The 18,190-nt window shown below is 68.2% G+C and carries 21 protein-coding genes; 13 read left to right on the plus strand and 8 right to left on the minus strand.

What is annotated here, in order from left to right; translation table 11 throughout:
• The first annotated feature begins 17 nt into the window (after window positions 1–17).
• Together B9N97_RS01105 and B9N97_RS01110 are read left to right on the plus strand one after the other, a co-directional pair.
• Window positions 18–452: a hypothetical protein gene (locus B9N97_RS01105; RefSeq protein WP_085082479.1), complete on the plus strand. Its 435-nt coding sequence runs from the start codon at window positions 18–20 to the stop codon at window positions 450–452.
• A gap of 189 nt (window positions 453–641) precedes the next feature.
• Window positions 642–1,019, plus strand: a complete 378-nt coding sequence (locus tag B9N97_RS01110) for a hypothetical protein (RefSeq protein ID WP_085082481.1) — start codon at window positions 642–644, stop codon at window positions 1,017–1,019.
• Between the two features lie 41 nt (window positions 1,020–1,060).
• Here the strand turns inward: B9N97_RS01110 and B9N97_RS01115 are convergent, their stop codons facing one another.
• The 4 genes from B9N97_RS01115 to rpoZ form a co-directional block, all read right to left on the minus strand.
• Window positions 1,061–1,597 (minus strand): HD domain-containing protein, encoded by a 537-nt coding sequence (locus tag B9N97_RS01115; protein ID WP_085082483.1) that lies wholly within the window; start codon window positions 1,595–1,597, stop codon window positions 1,061–1,063.
• A gap of 96 nt (window positions 1,598–1,693) precedes the next feature.
• Window positions 1,694–2,128, minus strand: coding sequence for a hypothetical protein (locus tag B9N97_RS01120; RefSeq protein WP_244560484.1), 435 nt, complete (start codon window positions 2,126–2,128; stop codon window positions 1,694–1,696).
• Between the two features lie 183 nt (window positions 2,129–2,311).
• The gene (gene fdhD, locus B9N97_RS01125) at window positions 2,312–3,178 is read right to left on the minus strand and encodes a formate dehydrogenase accessory sulfurtransferase FdhD (RefSeq protein ID WP_085082487.1); all 867 of its coding nucleotides are present in this window, start codon (window positions 3,176–3,178) and stop codon (window positions 2,312–2,314) included.
• Window positions 3,179–3,325: 147 nt separating this feature from the next.
• The gene (gene rpoZ, locus B9N97_RS01130) at window positions 3,326–3,781 is read right to left on the minus strand and encodes a DNA-directed RNA polymerase subunit omega (protein ID WP_085082489.1); all 456 of its coding nucleotides are present in this window, start codon (window positions 3,779–3,781) and stop codon (window positions 3,326–3,328) included.
• 270 nt (window positions 3,782–4,051) lie between these two features.
• On the opposite strand from rpoZ, the gene B9N97_RS01135 reads away from it, so the two are divergent.
• Genes B9N97_RS01135 through B9N97_RS01145 form a run of 3 tightly spaced genes read left to right on the plus strand, consistent with a single transcriptional unit; the run spans window position 4,052 to window position 8,760 of the window.
• The gene (locus B9N97_RS01135) at window positions 4,052–7,783 is read left to right on the plus strand and encodes a PAS domain-containing protein (protein WP_085083254.1); all 3,732 of its coding nucleotides are present in this window, start codon (window positions 4,052–4,054) and stop codon (window positions 7,781–7,783) included.
• Window positions 7,776–8,162 (plus strand): response regulator, encoded by a 387-nt coding sequence (locus B9N97_RS01140; protein WP_085082491.1) that lies wholly within the window; start codon window positions 7,776–7,778, stop codon window positions 8,160–8,162. Before B9N97_RS01135 ends, B9N97_RS01140 begins: the two co-directional genes overlap by 8 nt.
• Window positions 8,163–8,169: 7 nt before the next feature.
• The gene (locus B9N97_RS01145) at window positions 8,170–8,760 is read left to right on the plus strand and encodes a DUF533 domain-containing protein (RefSeq protein WP_085082493.1); all 591 of its coding nucleotides are present in this window, start codon (window positions 8,170–8,172) and stop codon (window positions 8,758–8,760) included.
• 12 nt (window positions 8,761–8,772) lie between these two features.
• Here the strand turns inward: B9N97_RS01145 and B9N97_RS01150 are convergent, their stop codons facing one another.
• Together B9N97_RS01150 and B9N97_RS01155 are read right to left on the minus strand one after the other, a co-directional pair.
• Window positions 8,773–9,204 (minus strand): CBS domain-containing protein, encoded by a 432-nt coding sequence (locus B9N97_RS01150; RefSeq protein ID WP_244560485.1) that lies wholly within the window; start codon window positions 9,202–9,204, stop codon window positions 8,773–8,775.
• A gap of 65 nt (window positions 9,205–9,269) precedes the next feature.
• Window positions 9,270–11,036, minus strand: a complete 1,767-nt coding sequence (locus tag B9N97_RS01155) for an SLC13 family permease (protein ID WP_085082497.1) — start codon at window positions 11,034–11,036, stop codon at window positions 9,270–9,272.
• A gap of 284 nt (window positions 11,037–11,320) precedes the next feature.
• On the opposite strand from B9N97_RS01155, the gene B9N97_RS01160 reads away from it, so the two are divergent.
• Complete coding sequence (locus B9N97_RS01160; protein WP_085082499.1) at window positions 11,321–11,638, plus strand: hypothetical protein; 318 nt, start codon at window positions 11,321–11,323, stop codon at window positions 11,636–11,638.
• 70 nt (window positions 11,639–11,708) lie between these two features.
• Here the strand turns inward: B9N97_RS01160 and B9N97_RS01165 are convergent, their stop codons facing one another.
• The gene (locus B9N97_RS01165) at window positions 11,709–12,602 is read right to left on the minus strand and encodes a LysR family transcriptional regulator (RefSeq protein ID WP_085082501.1); all 894 of its coding nucleotides are present in this window, start codon (window positions 12,600–12,602) and stop codon (window positions 11,709–11,711) included.
• Between the two features lie 149 nt (window positions 12,603–12,751).
• On the opposite strand from B9N97_RS01165, the gene B9N97_RS01170 reads away from it, so the two are divergent.
• From B9N97_RS01170 to B9N97_RS01185, 4 genes are all read left to right on the plus strand, one after another.
• On the plus strand, window positions 12,752–12,964 hold the full coding sequence (locus B9N97_RS01170; RefSeq protein ID WP_085082503.1) for a tautomerase family protein: 213 nt from the start codon (window positions 12,752–12,754) through the stop codon (window positions 12,962–12,964).
• Window positions 12,965–13,011: 47 nt separating this feature from the next.
• Window positions 13,012–13,752, plus strand: a complete 741-nt coding sequence (locus tag B9N97_RS01175; RefSeq protein WP_085082505.1) for an SDR family oxidoreductase — start codon at window positions 13,012–13,014, stop codon at window positions 13,750–13,752.
• A 13-nt stretch (window positions 13,753–13,765) separates the two neighbouring features.
• A complete protein-coding gene (locus tag B9N97_RS01180; protein WP_085082506.1) occupies window positions 13,766–14,671 on the plus strand; it encodes an SDR family oxidoreductase in 906 nt (301 codons plus the stop codon).
• Window positions 14,672–14,964: 293 nt separating this feature from the next.
• Window positions 14,965–15,372, plus strand: coding sequence for a hypothetical protein (locus B9N97_RS01185; RefSeq protein ID WP_085082507.1), 408 nt, complete (start codon window positions 14,965–14,967; stop codon window positions 15,370–15,372).
• 64 nt (window positions 15,373–15,436) lie between these two features.
• On the opposite strand, the gene B9N97_RS35455 is transcribed toward B9N97_RS01185, so the two are convergent.
• Window positions 15,437–15,604 (minus strand): hypothetical protein, encoded by a 168-nt coding sequence (locus tag B9N97_RS35455; protein WP_167393159.1) that lies wholly within the window; start codon window positions 15,602–15,604, stop codon window positions 15,437–15,439.
• A 272-nt stretch (window positions 15,605–15,876) separates the two neighbouring features.
• Here B9N97_RS35455 and B9N97_RS01195 point away from each other — a divergent pair, with 272 nt between their 5' ends.
• The 3 genes from B9N97_RS01195 to B9N97_RS01205 are packed head-to-tail and all read left to right on the plus strand — an operon-like array spanning window position 15,877 to window position 18,182.
• Window positions 15,877–16,572: a flagellar hook assembly protein FlgD gene (locus B9N97_RS01195; protein ID WP_244560486.1), complete on the plus strand. Its 696-nt coding sequence runs from the start codon at window positions 15,877–15,879 to the stop codon at window positions 16,570–16,572.
• 37 nt (window positions 16,573–16,609) lie between these two features.
• The gene (flgE, locus tag B9N97_RS01200) at window positions 16,610–17,920 is read left to right on the plus strand and encodes a flagellar hook protein FlgE (protein WP_085082509.1); all 1,311 of its coding nucleotides are present in this window, start codon (window positions 16,610–16,612) and stop codon (window positions 17,918–17,920) included.
• 4 nt (window positions 17,921–17,924) lie between these two features.
• Window positions 17,925–18,182, plus strand: a complete 258-nt coding sequence (locus B9N97_RS01205) for a hypothetical protein (RefSeq protein ID WP_085082510.1) — start codon at window positions 17,925–17,927, stop codon at window positions 18,180–18,182.
• The last annotated feature ends 8 nt before the right edge of the window (window positions 18,183–18,190 follow it).

Here is an 18,190-nt window from a genome sequence, read left to right on the forward strand (position 1 = left end):
ATCGCGGAGGACCAGAGATGACCAAAGGCCGGCGTCCGACGATTTGGGCCCTGCGCGGCGGGTGCCTCGCCGCCGCCCTGCTGGCGGGTTCCTGCGCCAACCCGCAGGCGGAACTGGCGCTGCGCGCGCCCGCGGCGATGGTCGGCATGAGCAAGGCCGCCCTGCTGTCCTGTGCCGGGGTGCCGGAACGCTCGGCCGTCGCCGGCGATGCGGAGTATCTGGTCTATACCCGCCGACAGACACTGGTCGACCGCGATGTGGATTGGGAGCCCAGCCCCTGGCTCGGCCCCCGCGGCCCGATGCTGTGGCAGCCCGACGTGACCACCTGGTCGCGCACCTACAGCTGCGAAGCCACCTTCGAACTGCATGGCGGGCAGGTCACTGCCGTCCGCTACAACGACCGACGCGATCCCACGCTCTGCTACCAGATCGTCGGGAATTGCGTGCGGTAGGAGCTGGCTGGCGGCGAACGCCCTGCCGTCCGCGCAAGGCTCCCTCTCCCCCGCCGATTCCGGTTGGCATGCGCCCATTGGCATGAGCCTATGTGACTTTCCGGAGATCATCTTGTGATTGGCTGCGCCGGACGGGCCGGGCGGCTATGCTCCCCGCCGCGGTGAAGGATCGAGAGCGGGGGGAGAGGCATGGCGACCAGACGGCGGAAGCTGCCACGCAAGCGCAAGGGACGGCAGGTGACCGCGGTTCGCGGAGCGGCGGCGGAGCCGATCAACACCGGCCGGCCGTCGCAAGGCGGTCTGACCACCGCCGTGAGAGGGACGGCGGCGGCCACGGCCAAGGCGGCCAAGGCTCGCGGCCGGGTGCGCTACGTGCCTACCCCCGATGCCGCCGCTGGCCGCTTCCTCAGCCCAGAACAGCAATTTCTGCTGAAGAAGCGGCGCGAGGCGGAACAGCGCGAGGCCAAGGACCGCCGCACCGCGATTGCCATCATCCTGGTGCTGGTCCTGCTGGCGGCCGGGGCGGTCGCTGGTCTGGTCTGGCTCTGGCGCTCGTCAGCGCTTTGACCTCGGCGCTTTGACCTGAACGCCGCCTGCCCTGCCGACCGTCAGTGCGTCGCCCCGGCCAGCGCGGCGGCATAGCGCTCCGCCAGCAGCGGGCTCGCGGCAGCGCAGGCTTCGGCGACGAGGCGGGATCCCTCGACATAGGCATCGGCCCGCTCGACGCTCCACGACAGCGGGCGTTCGACCGCCAGCGCCTGCAGGATCGAGATCTGCTCGGCCAGTTTGATGCGCTTGGCGCCCTCCGGCGCGGCCGCGAGGCGCGCGGCCTGGATCGCCTTGCGCTCGGAAATCGCCTTGCCGACATCCTCCGGCGCGTCGCTGACCGCCGCGACGAGGTCGGCGACCTCCCGGCCGAACCGGTCGGCCAGATCGTCGACGGTGGTCAGCCCGTCCTCGACGGCATCATGCAGCCAGGCCGCGGCGATCTCGGCCGGGCTGCCGCCGGCCTGCGACACCAGCTCCGCCGTTTCCGACAGGTGCGACACGAAGGGCGTGCGCGCCCGGTCGGGCCGATAGGTGCCTTCGTGCAGGGCCGCCGCGTGACGCAGTGCCGCGACGATCACTTCCTTGTCCATGGACATGTATTCTCCTCCGCGCCGCGGACGGGCGAAGGCCTTGGCCCGCCCGCGCGGCGACTGTCCGCAAAAGGCCCGTTCGCCGGGCCCGGCCGATTCCGTTCAGGCGGCGCGTGCGGTGGGAAGACGGCGACAGCCGGTCTCGAACGCATGCAGCCGGGTCCGGAAATGCTCCGCCGTCGCGCGGTCGATGTCCAGAACCTCGGCCGGCGGCACATCGCCGCGGATCCGCATGTGGATCGCCGCCCGCCCGTCATGCGTCAGGTGCAGGTCGAAATCGCCGATCAGCCGGTGAAGCCCCTCGCCACCGTCTTCGCCATGATGGGACCGGTACAGCACCTGCAATCCACCCTCCCGCTCCAGCACTTCGACAGTTCCGGCATCGCTCATGCGCCGTGCGAGCGCGTCGGCCTCGGCGCGCAGGCGGGCGACCGCGCAGGCGAAAGCGGCACGGACGTCGGCGCCGAGAGGCTCATGGTCGAGGGCGCGCTGGGCCGGAGCGACGGACCAGCGGTGGGACGAAACATCGTGATGCATCGGAAAAGGCACTCCTCGGGGGAGGCGTGGACGGGCCGATCCCGGCGCGTCTCCCGTCCCTTTCCTTAGCATGCTGCACCGCAGCGGCAGGACGCGACATATCGTCGAGTGGTATGACCACTTGGCAGATCTGCTGTGCCGGCCGCGCGGCCGAAAGGATCGGGGCGGTGGCCGGCACCGAGGTCACGCTGGCATCAGGACCCGCGACGGAGCGGCATAGACGGTGAAGCGGCCGTCGCGCACATAGGCGACCACACCGACGCCCACCCTTTCGGCGAAGCCGACGCACAGTGATGTCGGGGCGGAGATGGCGGCGATCAGCGGGATGCCGGCCGCCGCGGTCTTGTGGACCATCTCGAAGGAACAACGGCTCGACACCACGACGAAGCCGTCGGCGGGATCGACACCGGCGCGGGCCAGCGCGCCGATCAGCTTGTCGAGCGCATTGTGCCGCCCGACATCCTCGCGCACGGCGACCAGTTGCCCATCTGGACGGGCGAAGCCGGCGGCATGGACCGCTCCGGTCTCCCGGTTCAGCCGCTGCCCTGACGGCAGGGCCGCCATGGCGCGGCGGATCGCGTCCGGCGCGATGCGGGCGGTGGAGCGGACAGGGTCGAGCGGGCGCAGAGCCTCCGCGAAGCTGTCGGTGCCGCAACGGCCGCAGCCGGAGCCGCCCATCAGGTTGCGCTTGCGTCGCAGAAGGGCAGCCAACCGCTCCACCGGCAGTTCCATGCGGATGCGCACGCCGTCCGTCACCTCGTCGATGGCGGTGACCGCCAGTTCCTCCGCGCTGCCGACGAGTCCTTCGCTCAATGAGAAGCCGGTGGCGAAGTCCTCGAGGTCGGTCGGGGTCGCCAGCATGACGGAGAAGAGGCTGCCGGCATAGATCAGCCCGACCGGCACCTCGTCGATGACCGTCTCCTCCCGTTCGGCCATCGCGGCCCCGGTGCAGACGGTCGCCGGCACCAGCCTGACGCCCTCCCGGCAAAGCGGGCGCGGCAGGGCTGGCGGCACGGGCGACGTGGCCGCCCAGACGGTAGCGTGATCCATGATCTGGCGGAGACCCTGACTGCGGTGGAAGGGCGGGTGAGGACGAGCGCCGGCCGATCCGTTCGCCGCAGCGCGCAGATATAACGCCGGAGCCGGACCATCGGTCCCGGCGTTATGCCTGCGTTGCCGAATTACCGGCCAACAGTATTAGGGGCCGACATCTCCATCGGCATCGTCGCCGACTACGTCGTCCTCCGTCATGCCGAAGGCCGCACCCGGCTTCCGGTCCATCTCCGACGCCATATCGTCGTCCTCGGTGATGTCCTCCTCGGCGTCGCTCATGCTGTCCTCGTCGGCGAGCGAGGTGTCGCTGGTGTGCATCCAGCTGTTCTCGTCCGCCATCAGCTCGACGATCTCCTCCTCGGGTTCGTCGGTCTCCACGATCTTCTGGTGGCCGCGGATCAGATTGTCGCGCAGGTCGGGCAGCGACAGCGTCTCGTCCGCAATCTCGCGCAGCGCGACGACCGGGTTCTTGTCGTTGTCGCGGTCGATCGACAGCGGCGCGCCGCCGGCGATCTGGCGGGCACGCTGCGCCGCCATCACCACCAGATCGAAACGGTTGGGGATGAGAAGGACGCAATCCTCGACGGTGACACGGGCCATTCCACAAATACTCCAGGCAAAACACAAAAAACTTGGGCGAGGACGGCGGCCGGCAGGCGCGCCGCACTCCTCCCCCTCCTACAACAGAGCCGGCGACCATCTGCACCCCCATTCACCGGACGTATCGCATCGGGGGAATGGCAACCTGTCCCATCGGGGCGTGGCCCGCCTGCGACAGGCCGGGTCGAGCGCGGTAATCCGCCATGCCGGCGCGGACGAATGCCGCCGCCGGCTGTTCAAATGTCGTCGCTCCCCGTCCGCACATGGTTCATGCCCCCTGCCAGACCCTCCACCGGGCCCACCGCTCGGATCGCCCAAACCGACAGCCATCTTGCCGAACGCCTCGCCCGCAGGGAGAGGCAGCAGGACCTGCTGGCCCGCTTTGGCATCTCCGCCCTGAAAAGCGCCGACATCGCCGCCCTGCTGCAGCAGGCGACCGACCTCTGCGCCGAAGGGCTGGATGCCGAACTGAGCAAGGCCCTGGAATGGGTGAATGATGCGGACGGCGCCGAGCGCCTGCTGGTCCGCGCCGGTGTCGGCTGGAACCCCGGCGTGGTCGGGCACCGCTCGCTCGGCGCCGACCTCGCGTCTCCCGCCGGCTATGCGCTGAAGACCGGCGAGCCGGTGATCTCCAACGATCTCGGCCTTGAATCCCGTTTCCGCTGTCCTGAGCTGCTGGCCGAACATGGGGTGAAGCGCGCCATCAACGTCATCATCCGTGGCGAGGGCGAGCCGTTCGGCGTGCTGGAGGTCGACAGCCGCCGCGACGGCCGCTTCGACACCGCCGACGCCGCCTTTCTCCAGGGGGTCGCCACCCTGCTCGGTGCCGCCATCGACCGCGCCCGCGACGCCGCCGAACGCCTCCGCACCGAGACCCTGCTGCGCGAGAACGAGGCTCAGTTCCGCAGCCTTGCCAACCTGATTCCGCAACTGACCTGGATGGCGGACGCCAACGGCGCCGTCTATTGGTACAACCGCCGCTGGTACGAGTTCACCGGTGCCGAGCCGGGCGAGACGGAGGGCTGGAACTGGCGGAGCGTCCACCATCCCGACCATGTCGACCGCGCATCGGACGGCTTCTTCCGCGCGATCCGGGCGGGGGAACCGTGGGAGGATACCTTCCCCCTGCGCGGCAAGGACGGCCAATACCGCTGGTTCCTGTCCCGCGCCGTGCCGGTGCGCGACCGCGACGGGCGCATCCTGCGCTGGCTCGGCACCAACACCGACGTCACCGAACAGCGCCGGGCCGAATCCCGGGTGATGGAGGCGGAGCGCCGAATGCAGCTGGCGCTCCGCGCCGCGCGGATCGGCGCCTGGTCCTGGAACCTGGAGGACGACCGCATCGAGGCCGACGCCCGGCTGCGCGAGATCTTCGACTTCACGGCCGACGAGCCGATCCGCGGGGTGGACGTCACCGGCCGCGTCCATCCCGACGACCAGCCTCGGATCGGCCAGATCATCGACACCGCCCGCCGCCGGCGCGGCGAATATGACGCCGAATTCCGCATCCTGCTGCCGTCGGGCGAAGTCCGCTGGGCGGTGGCGCGCGGCGTGGTGACCGACGGCACGCCGGAACGCAGCCTGACCCTGATCGGCGTCACCTGGGACACCACCGACGCCAAACGGGCGGAGGAGAGACTGCGCCTCAGCGAGGCGCGCTTCCGCTCGCTGGTCGAGGCGACCGCCGCCATCGTCTGGAGCACGTCCGGCGCCGGCCGCTTCGAAACCCCGCAGCCGAGCTGGAGCAGCTTCACAGGCCAGAGCTTCGACGAACTGAAGGGCACCGGCTGGGTCGAGGCCATCCATCCCGACGACCGCCCCCACACTTCGGAGGCCTGGCGCGCCGCGCGGGCCGGGAAGACCGTCTATAAGGCGGAGCACCGCCTGCGCCGCTACGACGGCGTCTATCGCGACATGCTGGTCCGCGCCGTGCCGCTGCTGGACACCGGCGGCACCGTTCAGGAATGGGTCGGCGTCCACACCGACATCACCACCCGCCGCCGGGCCGAGGAGGCGCTGCGCGAGACGGAGGAACGCTACCGGCTGGCGGCCCAGGCGACCAACGACGCCATCTGGGACTGGAATCTGTCGTCCGACCGCATCCATTGGAACGAGGCGGTGCGCACCCTCTTCGGCTACGGCCAGGACGTCTCGGAGACCTCCGCCTCCTGGTGGATGGACCATATCCACCCGGACGACCAGGACCATGTGGTCACCGGCATCCATGCGGTGATCGACGGCGGCGGCACGCGCTGGAACGACGAATACCGCTTCCGCCGCGCCGACGGCAGCTATGCCAGCATCCTCGACCGCGGCTTCGTCCTGCGCAGCCCGATCGGCCAGCCTCTGCGCATGATCGGCGCCATGCAGGACATCAGCGTCCGCAAGCGGGCGGAGGAGGAGCTGGAGGCCGCCCGCCTCGCCGCCGAGGAGGCCAACCGAGCCAAGAGCCTGTTCATCGCCAACATGAGCCACGAGCTGCGCACGCCGCTCTCCGCCGTCATCGGCTACACCGAAATGCTGGAGGAGGAGCTGGCCGACCTCGGCGTCGACAGCATGCTGCCCGACCTGGAGAAGATCGAGGCGAATGCCCGCCACCTGCTGACCCTGATCAACGGCGTCCTCGACATTTCCAAGATCGAGGCCGGCAAGATGGAGGTGCATGGCGAGGACGCCGACGTCGCCGAGCTGACGCGCGAGGTCGCCGCGACGGTGGAGGCGCTGGTGTCGAAGAAGGGCAACCGGCTGGCGGTGGAGGTGGCGGACGACGTGGGGGCCATGCACACCGACGTGGTAAAGGTGCGCCAGTGCCTGTTCAACCTGCTGAGCAACGCCGCGAAATTCACCGAGAACGGCACCGTCACCCTGTCGGTGGAACGCACCTCCGCCACACCTGCGGACATGGTCGTCTTCCGCGTCACCGACACCGGCATCGGCATGTCGCCGGAACAGGTCCGCCGGCTGTTCGAACGCTTCATGCAGGCCGACAGCTCCACCACCCGCCGCTTCGGCGGGACCGGGCTGGGTTTGGCGATCACCAAGGCCTTTGCCGACATGCTGGGCGGCGAGGTTGCGATCGACACTGCGCCGGCCAAGGGAACCAGCTTCACCCTGCGCCTGCCGGCCGACCTGCGGCACGGCCGCCTGCCCGGTTCCGCCGAGTCCAGCCCGATTCGTCTCGAAGAACTGCCGCCGGCGCAGACAACACGCGAGACGATCCTCATCATCGACGACGAACAGGCGATGCGCGAGCTGCTCGCCCGCTTCCTGCACCGCGAGGGCTACGGCGTGGCGCTGGCCGCCGACGGCCAGACCGGCCTGTCGATTGCCCGGCAAATCCGTCCACGCGCCATCCTGCTCGACGTGATGATGCCGCGCACCGACGGCTGGTCGGTGCTGTCGGTGCTGAAGGCCGAACCCGACCTCGCCGACATTCCCGTCATCATCATCTCCTCCCGTCGGGAGAAGGGGCTGGCCCTGTCGCTGGGGGCCGCCGACTATTTCACCAAACCGGTGGACTGGCAGCGCCTGCACCGGGTGCTGAGCGGCCTCAGCGGGCAGGCTCCCGGCACGGCTTTGGTCCTGATGGAAGCCGACGAGACCCGTGCCCTGCTGGGCGCCGAATTGGGCCGCGACGGCTGGCAGGTCGCCGAGGCCGAAACGGAGGAGGAGGCGTTCCGCCGGCTGGCCGCCGCCACGCCGACCGTGATCCTGCTCGACCCCTTCACGCCCGGTCTGGACGGTTTCGATTTCCTCAAGGCGCTGTGCCGCAACCCCGACTGGTGCCGCATCCCCGTCATCGTCGTCGCCGCCCAGGAGATCGGGCGGGACGAGACCGAGGAGCTGCGCGGCCGGGTCCGCGACATCATCCCGATGGCAGAGGATGGATCGGATGGGATGATCGAAGAGTTGAAGGAAGCGATCGCACGCCTGCGGTCCCCTCCCCCCGAAGCGGGCAAGGGAGCGGGACAGGCGGACGGAACGGGAGGTACCGATGGCTAAGCTGCTGCTGGTCGAGGATCACGAGGAAATCTGGGACTTCCTGTCGCGCCGGCTGAAGCGGCGCGGGTTCGACGTCGTTCTCGCCTTCGATGGCCGCCAGGGCGTGGACATGGCGCGCGACGAGCGGCCGGACGTCATCCTGCTCGACATGAACCTGCCGGTCATCGACGGCTGGACCGCCGCCCGCGAGCTGAAGGCGGGCCAGGAGACCGCCGGCATCCCGATCATCGCGCTGACCGCCCACGCCATGTCCGGCGACCGCGAGAAGACCTTGCAGGCGGGCTGCGACGACTACCATCCGAAACCCATCGATTTTTCCCGCCTGCTGACCCAGATCGACACCGCCATGCAGCGCGGGCCGCAACCGGCCGGGGAGTAGCCGCAGGATGACCCAAGCCAAGCCCAACCTGCTGACGCGGCTGTTCGGCGGCGCGCCGGAGGCGCCCGTCCCGGCCCCATCCCCCACTCTCACCTCCGCCGGGCCAACGGAAACCGGCGAGGCGAAGCCGCGCCTGGGACACGAGCCGGTGCTGCACGCGATGCTGGCCCGCCAGATCCTGGACTCCCATCTGCGCAACCGTCACCAGCTGCTCGACCGCGCGCCGGCGGATTTCCGCGGATTCGGCGCGGAGGAGACCGATCTGCTGGTCCTCGCCATGGCCGCCGCCGCCCATGCCGACGGCGAGCTGGACGCGACGGAGCGCGGCCGGATCCGGAGCAGGCTCAACACCAGCAGCCTGGACGAGGAGGACCGCGACCGCCTGCAGCGGCAGATCGAGGAACCGCAATGCCTGGAGGAGCTGATCCGCCGGGTCGACGGCCCGCGGATGGCCGCGCGTTTCTACGCCGTCTCACTGGCGACGGTGGACAAGCACGCGCCGATCAACCGCTCTTACCTGCGCTATCTCGCCCAGCGCCTTGGTCTTCCCGCCGATCTGGTGGTCCGGCTGAACCGGCAGATGGGACTGCGGCTGTAGGGCCGCCTCCGCTCACACGTCCTGCCCGCTGGCGCTGAGTTCGCCCAGCGCGTCGCGGATCGTGCCGGTTTCCAGCAGCAGCCGGCGCGAAATGTCGCTCAGCGTCAGCCAGCCGACCACCTGCCCGCCCTCGTCCAGCACCGGCAGGCGCCGCACGTGATAGGCGCCCATGATGTCCATCGCCGTGGCCAGCGTGTCGGTGTCGCGGCAGGTGAACAGCGCGCTGGACATCACCTCGCGCACCCGCACCCGCATGTTGTCGCCACCCTCCGCCACCACGCGGAACAGGATGTCGCGGTCGGTCAGGATGCCCACGAGATCGTCGGCCGAGCCGACCGGCAGGGCGCCGACGTCCAGTTCTCCCATCAGCGTCGCCGCGTCCTGCACGGTGGCGTCCGGCGAGATGAACTCCAGCGCTTTCGCCATGATCTCAGAAACCTGCACGGTCGTCTTCCTTGTTGTTCCGGCCTGGGGAACGGCGCCTCCGCCCCCTTGTTCCCCGCCCACGCTCACCCGCTCAGCGGCCAGAAGGTGACGATCAGCCAGGTGCCCAGCGTCAGGATGATCAGCGACAGCGGCACGCCCAGCCGCGGGTAATCGCCGAACCGGTAGCCGCCCGGCCCCATCACCAGCGTGTTGCACTGGTGGCCGATGGGCGTCAGGAAATCGCTGCCGGCGCCGACCGCCACCGCCATCAGGAACGGATCGGGGCTCAGCCCGAGCTGCTGCGCCACCCCGGCGCCGATGGGCGCCATCACCAGCACCGTCGCGGCATTGTTCAGGAAGGGCGTCACCGCCATCGCCGCCGCCATGATCAGCGTCACGCAGGCCACCGCGGGCAGCCCACGCGCCGCATCGGCCAGCAGGGTGGAGATCACCTGCGTCGCGCCCGTGCTCTCCAGCGTGCCGCTGACCGGGATCAAGGCGGCGAGCAGGATGATGATCGGCCACTCCACCGCGTGATAGGCATCCTCGACGCTCAGCACGCCGGTGACGACCATCGCCGCCGCAGCCGCCAGGAAGGTCACCGCCAGCGGCGCCAGATGGAAGCCGAGCACCAGCATCGTGATGACGAGGATCCCGACCGGCACCCAGACCGGCCGCCGCTGGCCGATCTGCAGGCGGCGTTCCGCCAGCGGGATCAGGCCGGCGTCGGCCAGCGCATCGGGATAGCGCTCCGCCGGCACCTGCAACAGCAGCAGGTCGCCCTCCTTGAACATCACATGGTGCAGGCGCCGGGCGATCCGCTCGCCGGTCCGGCTGACCGCCAGCAGGCTGACGCCGAACCGGCTCCGCAGATCCAGATTCCGGTCGGATCGGCCGTTCAGCGGCGAGTCCGGCGTCACAACCGCCTCCACCGCCAGCAATTCGCCCTCCACCCCCTCCAGGATGCCCAGCGGCTCCAGCGACGCGCCCTGGACGAGGCGCTGCAGGGCCGGGGCGTCGCCCTCCAGCACCAGCACATCGTCGGCCAGCAGGGTCCAGTGTTTGTCGGGCACATAGCGGCGGAAGCGCTCGCGGACCAGTCCGATCACCTGCGCCTCGCCCTCCGCCAGCGCCTCGACGTCGCCGACGGTGCGGCCGACGAAGGACGATCCGGCCGGCAGCCTCATCTCGCTGGCGTAATTCTCGACGGCGAAGGTCTCCTCGGCCGACCGGGCGCCGCTGCGGTCCTGGGGCAGCAGGCGCCAGCCGACCATCAGGAACAGCAGCCCGACCACTGTGATGCCCAGCCCGACCGGCAGATAGTCGAACATCGAGAAAGGCTGACCGACGATCTCGGTCCGCACGCGGGACACGATGATGTTGGGCGAGGTGCCGACCAGCGTCATCAGGCCGCCAATCAGCGAGGCGAAGGCCATCGGCATCAGAACCCGGTGCGCCCCGGTCCGGTGCCGTCGCGCCAGCTGCATGGTGATCGGCAGGAAGATGGCGAGCGCGCCGATGTTCTTCATCAGCGCCGACATGAAGGCCACCGACCCGCACAGGAAGGCGATCTGCCGCGTCGGCGTGTTGAGCTTCGCCGCCACCGGCCGCACCAGCGCGTCGATCACGCCGGAGCGGGCGATGCCGGCGCTGACGATCAGGGCGGAGGCGATGATGATGACGATGTCGTCGGCAAAGCCGGAAAACGCCTCCTTCGCCGGGACCAGCCCCAGGAACACGCCGGCCAGTAGGGCCAGAACTGCAACCACATCGAAACGCAGCCTGTTCCAGATCAGCATCGCAACCACGATGCCCACCAGCGCGAAGGCCATGAACTGCTGCAGGGTCATCGGGTGTCCGTCCATTGATGTCGCCCGCTTGTAACCCCCCGGCACCCCGCTGGTTCCCGCAGCGCCCGCGCTTGGGCCTCGAAGGCCGGTCGTCGCCCTCTCGAATCGACAATTCCGGCGCGGTTCCACAGAAGACGTCTTTTCCCGGACCGAGTGCCGGGAACTTGGGCTGCTTTGTCGAGTTGTACTGGACAGGTCTTGCGGGCGGTCGCCGCAACCAGCTTTTCACGCAGATCCTCCTGAGGACTGCAGGATTTTCCGGAACATTTGGACGGAGTGAACCCATGCGACACATTCTCATCCTTGCTGCCGCCGCCGTGCCCCTGATGCTTGCGGGCTGTGCTTCCGAAAACAGCAGCAGCTATGGAACCTCCGGCAGCACGGGAACGAGCCAGCAGACGATCTCGCCGAACGAGCCCGGCATGGGCGAGAGCAAGACCCGCAAGTCGCTGAACGATTCCAGCCAGGCCGGAACGGGGGCCAGCGGCATGGCCTACGACAACAACAAGACGGTTTCGCCGGATGAGCCCGGCATGGGCGAGAGCAAGACCCGCAAGTCGCTGCCGAACACCGCCGGGAACTCCTCTTCCTCGTCCTGGTAAGGACCGGCAGGAAAAGGCCCCCGCACCATTGCGGGGGCCTTTTCCTTGCCCGGACGGCGGCCAGCCCGCTCTAGCAATGCGAACCGCCGAACACCTCCGTCAGCCAGTCGATGAACACCCTTAACCGCGAAGACAGATGGCGGTTCTGCGGATAGACCACCGACACCGGCATCATCGGCGGTGGGAAGGCTTCCAATATCGGGACCAGCTGTCCGGCGGCGATCTGGTGCTCCACGCGATAGCGCGGGACCTGGATCAGTCCCAACCCCGCGACAGCCGACGCCGTGTAGATCTCCGCCCCGCGGACGACCACATCATAGGGCAATTGAACCTCCCAGTTCCGCTCCGGCGTCGTGAACTCCATCGGATAGGATTGCCCGGTGGCCGAGGCGGCATAGCCGACCATCCGGTGACCGTCCAGATCGTCCGGTGTCGACGGGATGCCATGACGGTCGAGATAGGCGGGGCTCGCCAGGGTCGATTGCTCGAACAGCGTGATGCGGCGGCCGATCAGGGAAGAGTCGGACAGATCGCCGGCCCGCACGACGCAATCGACCCCTTCGGTGATGAGGTCCACCATCCGGTCGCCTTCGCTGAGGTTCAGTGAAATCCCCGGATAGCGCGCCATGAACGCAGGCAGCGCCGGCAGGATGAAGAACCGCGCGATGGTCCCCTGCATGTCGACGCGGAGCGGCCCCCTGGGCTCGGCGTTCCTGAAGACGCTCTGCATCTCGTCGAGATCGGCGAGGAGCCGAAGGCAGCGCTCATGGTAGAGCGAGCCGTCCAGCGTCGGCCGGACTTTGCGTGTCGTCCGCTCCAACAGCCGGACGCCGAGATTTGCCTCCAGGCGCTGGATCGCATGCGTGGCGGTCGGGCGCGGAACCTGCAGATCCCGCGCGGCCTGAGCGAAACTCCCACGTTCGACGATCCTGACGAACAGACGCATGACGTCGATGCGATCCATAGCCGGCCCGCGCGATTGTTAATCCCAGCGAAATGGTGATGTCGAATTCGCCGGTCTACCCCGGAACTGCAAAACGGACGAATTTCGGTCCCAGGAGCAGCGGCCGACCGAGGCGCTGCTCGTCGATCACCCCCGCAGGAGCGAAGACCATGCCGTTCGTCAATTTCAAGGTCCCCGAGGCCGCGCTGAACCGTGCCCAGAAGGAAGAAATCGTCCATCGCACCACCGCGATGCTTGTCGAGTATTTCTCGGAGGCCGCCCGCCCGCACACCATGGTCCTGATCGAGGAAGTCAAGGACGGCGGCTATGCCCGCGCCGACGAGGTGTTCGTGATCCCGGAAGCCTATCGGGCGAAGGATTGAAAGCGGCCGGACACCACCACCCGCAACAGGATTGAGGGAGCAGGACAATGACGTCATCAACGAACCGTGTCGCGATCGTCACCGGAGCATCCCGCGGCATCGGCGCCGCCATCGCCCGGCGGCTGGCGAAGGACGGCCTCGCGGTCGTCATCAACTATGCCGGCAGCGCCGATGCCGCCGGCAAGCTGGTCGAGGAGATCGAGGCGGCCGGCGGCCGGGCCATTCCCGTCCAGGCCGACGTCGGCGACCCGGCGGCCGTGAAGCGGATGTTCGATGCCGCCGAGGCGGCCTATGGCGGCGTGGACGTGCTGGTGAACAATGCCGGCATCATGACGCTTTCACCCATCGCGCAGATGGACGACGCCGCCTTCGACCGGATCATCGCGACCAACCTCAAGGGGACGTTCAACGGGCTGCGCGAGGCGGCGAACCGGCTGCGCGACGGCGGCCGGATCGTGAATTTCTCCACGAGCGTCGTTGGTCTCTATCAGCCGACCTACGGGGTCTATGCGGCCACGAAGGCTGCGGTCGAAGCGCTGACGCACATCTTGGCGAAGGAGCTGGGGTCCCGGGGGATCACCGTCAACGCGGTCGCACCCGGCCCGATCGCCACCGAACTCTTCTTCGAGGGCAAGGATCAGGCCACGCTCGATCGCATCAGGCAGATGATCCCGCTCGGCCGCCTTGGCGAGGTCGACGACATCGCCCGCGTGGTTTCCCTGCTCGTCGGGCCGGACGGCGGCTGGATCAACGGCCAGACCCTGCGGGCGAACGGCGGCGTGGTCTGAGGGAGCGGACGACATGGCACAGGTCATCCTCATCACCGGCGCATCGAGCGGCTTCGGCCGCCTGATGGCCAATGCCCTGGCCGCATCGGGGCATGTCGTCTACGCGTCGATGCGCGGGCTGAGCGGCAGGAATGCGGATCAGGCCGCCGAGATCGCAGCCTATGCGCGGGACCGCAACGTCGATTTGCGGACGGTCGAACTCGACGTGCAGTCCGACGAATCGGCACGATCGGCCGTCGAGGCCATCATCGCGGAGCATGGCCGGCTCGACGTCCTGATCCACAATGCCGGCCATATGGTGTGGGGTCCGAGCGAGGCATTCACACCCGAACAGCTCGCCGCGCTTTACGACGTGAACGTGCTCGGCACCCAGCGCGTCAACCGGGCCGCCCTGCCGCACATGCGCAAGGCCCGGCGGGGGCTGGTGCTGTGGATCGGCAGCAGCAGTGCCGCCGGCGGTGTCCCGCCGATGCTCGGCCCCTATTTCGCGGCCAAGGCCGGCATGGATGCCCTGGCGGTCTGCTACGCCCGCGAACTGGCCCCGTTCGGCATCGAGACCTCCATCGTCGTTCCCGGCGCCTTCACCAGGGGAACGAACCACTTCGCCCATGCCGGCGCCCCCGACGACAAGGCCCTTGCGGCGGACTACGAGGCGGGCCTGCCTCCGGGTTTCGCGGAGGCGATGCTGAAGGCGCTCGCCGCGACCGTGCCGGAAACCGCGGATCCCGAGCAGGTCGCCGACACCGTCGTCGGTGTGGTGAATGCCCCGTTCGGCAAGAGGCCGTTCCGCGTGGTGGTCGATCCGGCCGACGACGGTTCGTCGGTCTCCTACGCGGTGATCGACCGGGTGCGTGCGGAATTCCTGCATCGCGTCGGCTTCGCGGATCTGATGCACCCCAATGACTTCGGCGCCTCCTGAAATGTTGTCGGCCAGTGCCAGCCGGTCGATCCGATCCGTATCGACCGGCCGGCACTGGAGCACGGCGACGATGCCGATGAAAGAACGGACGGCGGCCCACTATTTCAAATACGGGTCATTGACGCATCCTGCAACTTCGACCCCGGGCAGTATCTCAGTCGATATCCGATATTTTAAAATATCCGTCCGCCTGATCCAAAGGTTATGGGCGGTTTTTCCATGGACAGCATTTGAGTGCTCTGACATCGTTCGAATACGAACCTTCACGGGGACGGTGATTGGAGACCAGGGCAATGAAAACCTCATCCACAAGTTTCAGGGCGGCCTGCCTGTTCGCACTTGCCGGCATCGGCATGGGGATCGGAATGGCCGCATCGCAGGACCACAGCCTGATGCCGGCCCATGCCCACCTCAATCTGCTGGGCTGGGTGTCGCTCTTCCTGTTCGGCGTCTATTACCGGCTGCATCCGGCGTTGGAGACCAGCCGTCTGGCGATGACCCAGATCGTCGTCTGGTGCGTCGGCACGGCCTTCCTGACCGCCGCGGTCGCCGCCCTGCATCTCGGCTATTCCGCGTTCGAGCCGGTCGCCGCGGTCAGCTCGCTGCTGCTGCTCGGCGCGCTCGGGCTCTTCACCCTGCTGGTTTTCCGCTCCGGCAAGCAGACGCAGGCCGCAACGCCGGCCCTGAGGGCCGCGGAGTAACCGAAGCCGTCAGAGCCGGCAGAACGATTTCGGGACGAGTCAGTCCGGGGCAAGCAAGCCGGCGTCAGACCGGATGCCCCGGATTGGGAGCCTTCTCGAAGCGCTCGCCCTCGGCGGCCTTCTTGTTTTCCTCGGTCGTGCGCGGCACCGCTCCGTCGCCTTCGACGGGCGCGGCCGGATCGTGGCCCGCCGGCCGGTCCTGTTCCTGATTCCGCTCTTTCGTGCCGGACATGGACGGCTCCCTGGGACAGTTGAGGATACAGTCCCCAACCGGCAAAGCATCACGCCGGTTCCGGCCCGCCGCTACGGACCGCCGGGGACTTTCATCTCCCTCCGCACTTTCTTGAAAAAATCCGCGCCAGCTTTCGCCGGCCGTTCCGTGGATAGCCACAGAACGAACGGGGCGGCGCCAGCCCGCCGCCCATCCCGAAGAGCCATCGGCCTGAACCGCCGCGAAATCCCGCCCGGATTCCGCGAACGGGCCGCGATTGGGTGGAGAAGGCGATGCTGGTCGATTCTGTCAGCTCTGCAACCGCGACGACCACGACGAGCAGTTCGACGTCGAGCAGCTCGTCCGCCTCGCTGGTCGACAATTACCAGTCCTTCCTGACGCTGCTGCTGAAGCAGCTGGAGGTGCAGGATCCGACCAACCCGGTGGACGCCAGCACCTACACCACGCAGCTGGTCCAGCTCGCCTCGCTGGAACAGCAGATGTCGATCGGCGACAAGCTCGACACGCTGACCAGCACGGTCTCCGACCTCAGCAGCTCGCTGTCCACCGCCCTCGGGTCCGGCAGCAGCGCCGTCAACTACTACGGCCACACGGTCGAGGCCGAAGGCTCCACCACGCCGATGCAGAACGGCGAGGCGACCTGGGAATACGACCTCGACTCCGCGGCGTCCTCGGTCCAGCTGACCATCACCGATTCCGACGGCAACACCGTCTACAGCGACGTCAGCTCCTCCACCGCCGCCGGAACGCACGAGGTGACCTGGGATGGCATCGGCACCGACGGCAAGAGCTATAGCAGCGGCACCTACACCCTGTCGGTGACCGCGCTCGACGCCAGCGGCAACGCCATCGACACCACCACCCGCTTCAAGGGCACCGTGACCGCGGTTGACAGTTCCAGCGGCACGGCGGTGCTGAATGTCGGCGGCGTCAGCCTGTCGGCCGACAAGGTGCTGACGCTCTCCTGACCCCCTCCCCCGGACATTTCGAAAGACAGGTGCCGCCATGAGCCTCACCAGCGCGATGTACAGCGCCACGTCCGGGCTGACCGCCCAGAGCAAGGCGCTCGCCAGCATTTCCAGCAACATTGCCAATTCCAGCACCACCGGCTTCAAGGGCACGGTGACGGAGTTCACCTCCTACATCAACAAGACCACCACGGTGGACGAGCAGGTCGGCGGCGTCATCGCATCGAACACCCGCAGCGTCAGCCGCCAGGGCGAAATCCAGTCGTCGGCGACCACCACCAACATGGCCGTCAACGGCGACGGCTTCTTCGTGGTGTCGGACAAGACCTCGAGCGGCGGCACCTATTTCACCCGTAACGGCTCCTTCTCCACCGATTCCAACGGCAATCTGGTCAATTCGGAGGGCTACTACCTCTATGGCTGGGCGGTGAGCGACGACGGCACCGTCAAGGCCAGCAACAAGACTTCCACCGACAGCCTGGAGGCGATCAACCTCACCAGCATCAAGGGCACGCCCAAGGCGACTTCGACGCTGGACATCGAGGCCAACCTGCCCTCCGACGCCGAGACCGGCGACAGCTTCACCACCGACGTCGAACTGTTCGACGCGCTGGGCAACAGCCATTCGGTGACGATGACCTGGAGCAAGACGGCCGACAACACATGGTCGCTCAGCGCCTCCGACCCGACCAGTTCCGCCGACGGCACCACCACCACTGGCACGATCTCCGGCTTCCCGATCTCGATCACCTTCAACAGCGACGGCTCGCTGGCCGGCGCCACCCAGACCGACAGCAGCGGCACCACGACCAGCGTCGATCCATCGGCCATCAGCTTCTCGGTCGGCGGCTGGACCACCGGCGCCAGCGACAGCAGCGTGTCGATGAATCTCGGCAGCGCCGACAGCACGACAGGGCTGACACAGTACGCCTCGGGCGAGGACACCGCCGCCATCGGCGACTGGACGGCGACCGGCGACGGCTATGAACCCGGCACGCTGACCGGCACCACCATCGACAGCAGCGGCGTGGTGCGCGCCACCTTCGACAACGGCGAGACGCGCGCGATCTATCAGATTCCCATCGCGACCTTCGCCAACGCCGACGGGCTGGAGAGCGAGAGCGGCACCACCTTCACCCAGACCTACGAGTCCGGCAATTACCAGCTGCGCACCGCCGGCGACGGCGCCGCCGGCGAGATCGAGGCGAGTTCGCTCGAAAGCTCCACGGTGGAGCTGACCGACGAGTTCAGCCGGATGATCGTCGCCCAGCAGGCCTATTCCGCCGCATCCAAGGTGATGACGACGGCGCAGGACATGCTGGACACGCTGATTTCGATGAAGCGGTGACGCCATGACCGCCGCACCGGACGAGGGGTTCGCCCGCGCCGAAGCCCTGCTGCTGGAACACCGCCGGCTGGTGGTGCAGGCGCGGGCATTGCTGGCGAGGACCGCCACACGGGCGGAACGGCTGGCGATAGCCGACGACCTGATCGCGCTGATCGACGGCCTCGATGTGGAGAAGCGCGCACTCGGGGCGCGGATCCACCGCGGACGGGTCGCCAATGCTGCGATGAGCGCCTATGGGCGGGCGATGGCGACGCGGCGGTGAGCCGTTGG

Source organism: Azospirillum oryzae, assembly GCF_900177515.1.
Classification (GTDB): Bacteria; Pseudomonadota; Alphaproteobacteria; order Azospirillales; family Azospirillaceae; genus Azospirillum; species Azospirillum oryzae_A.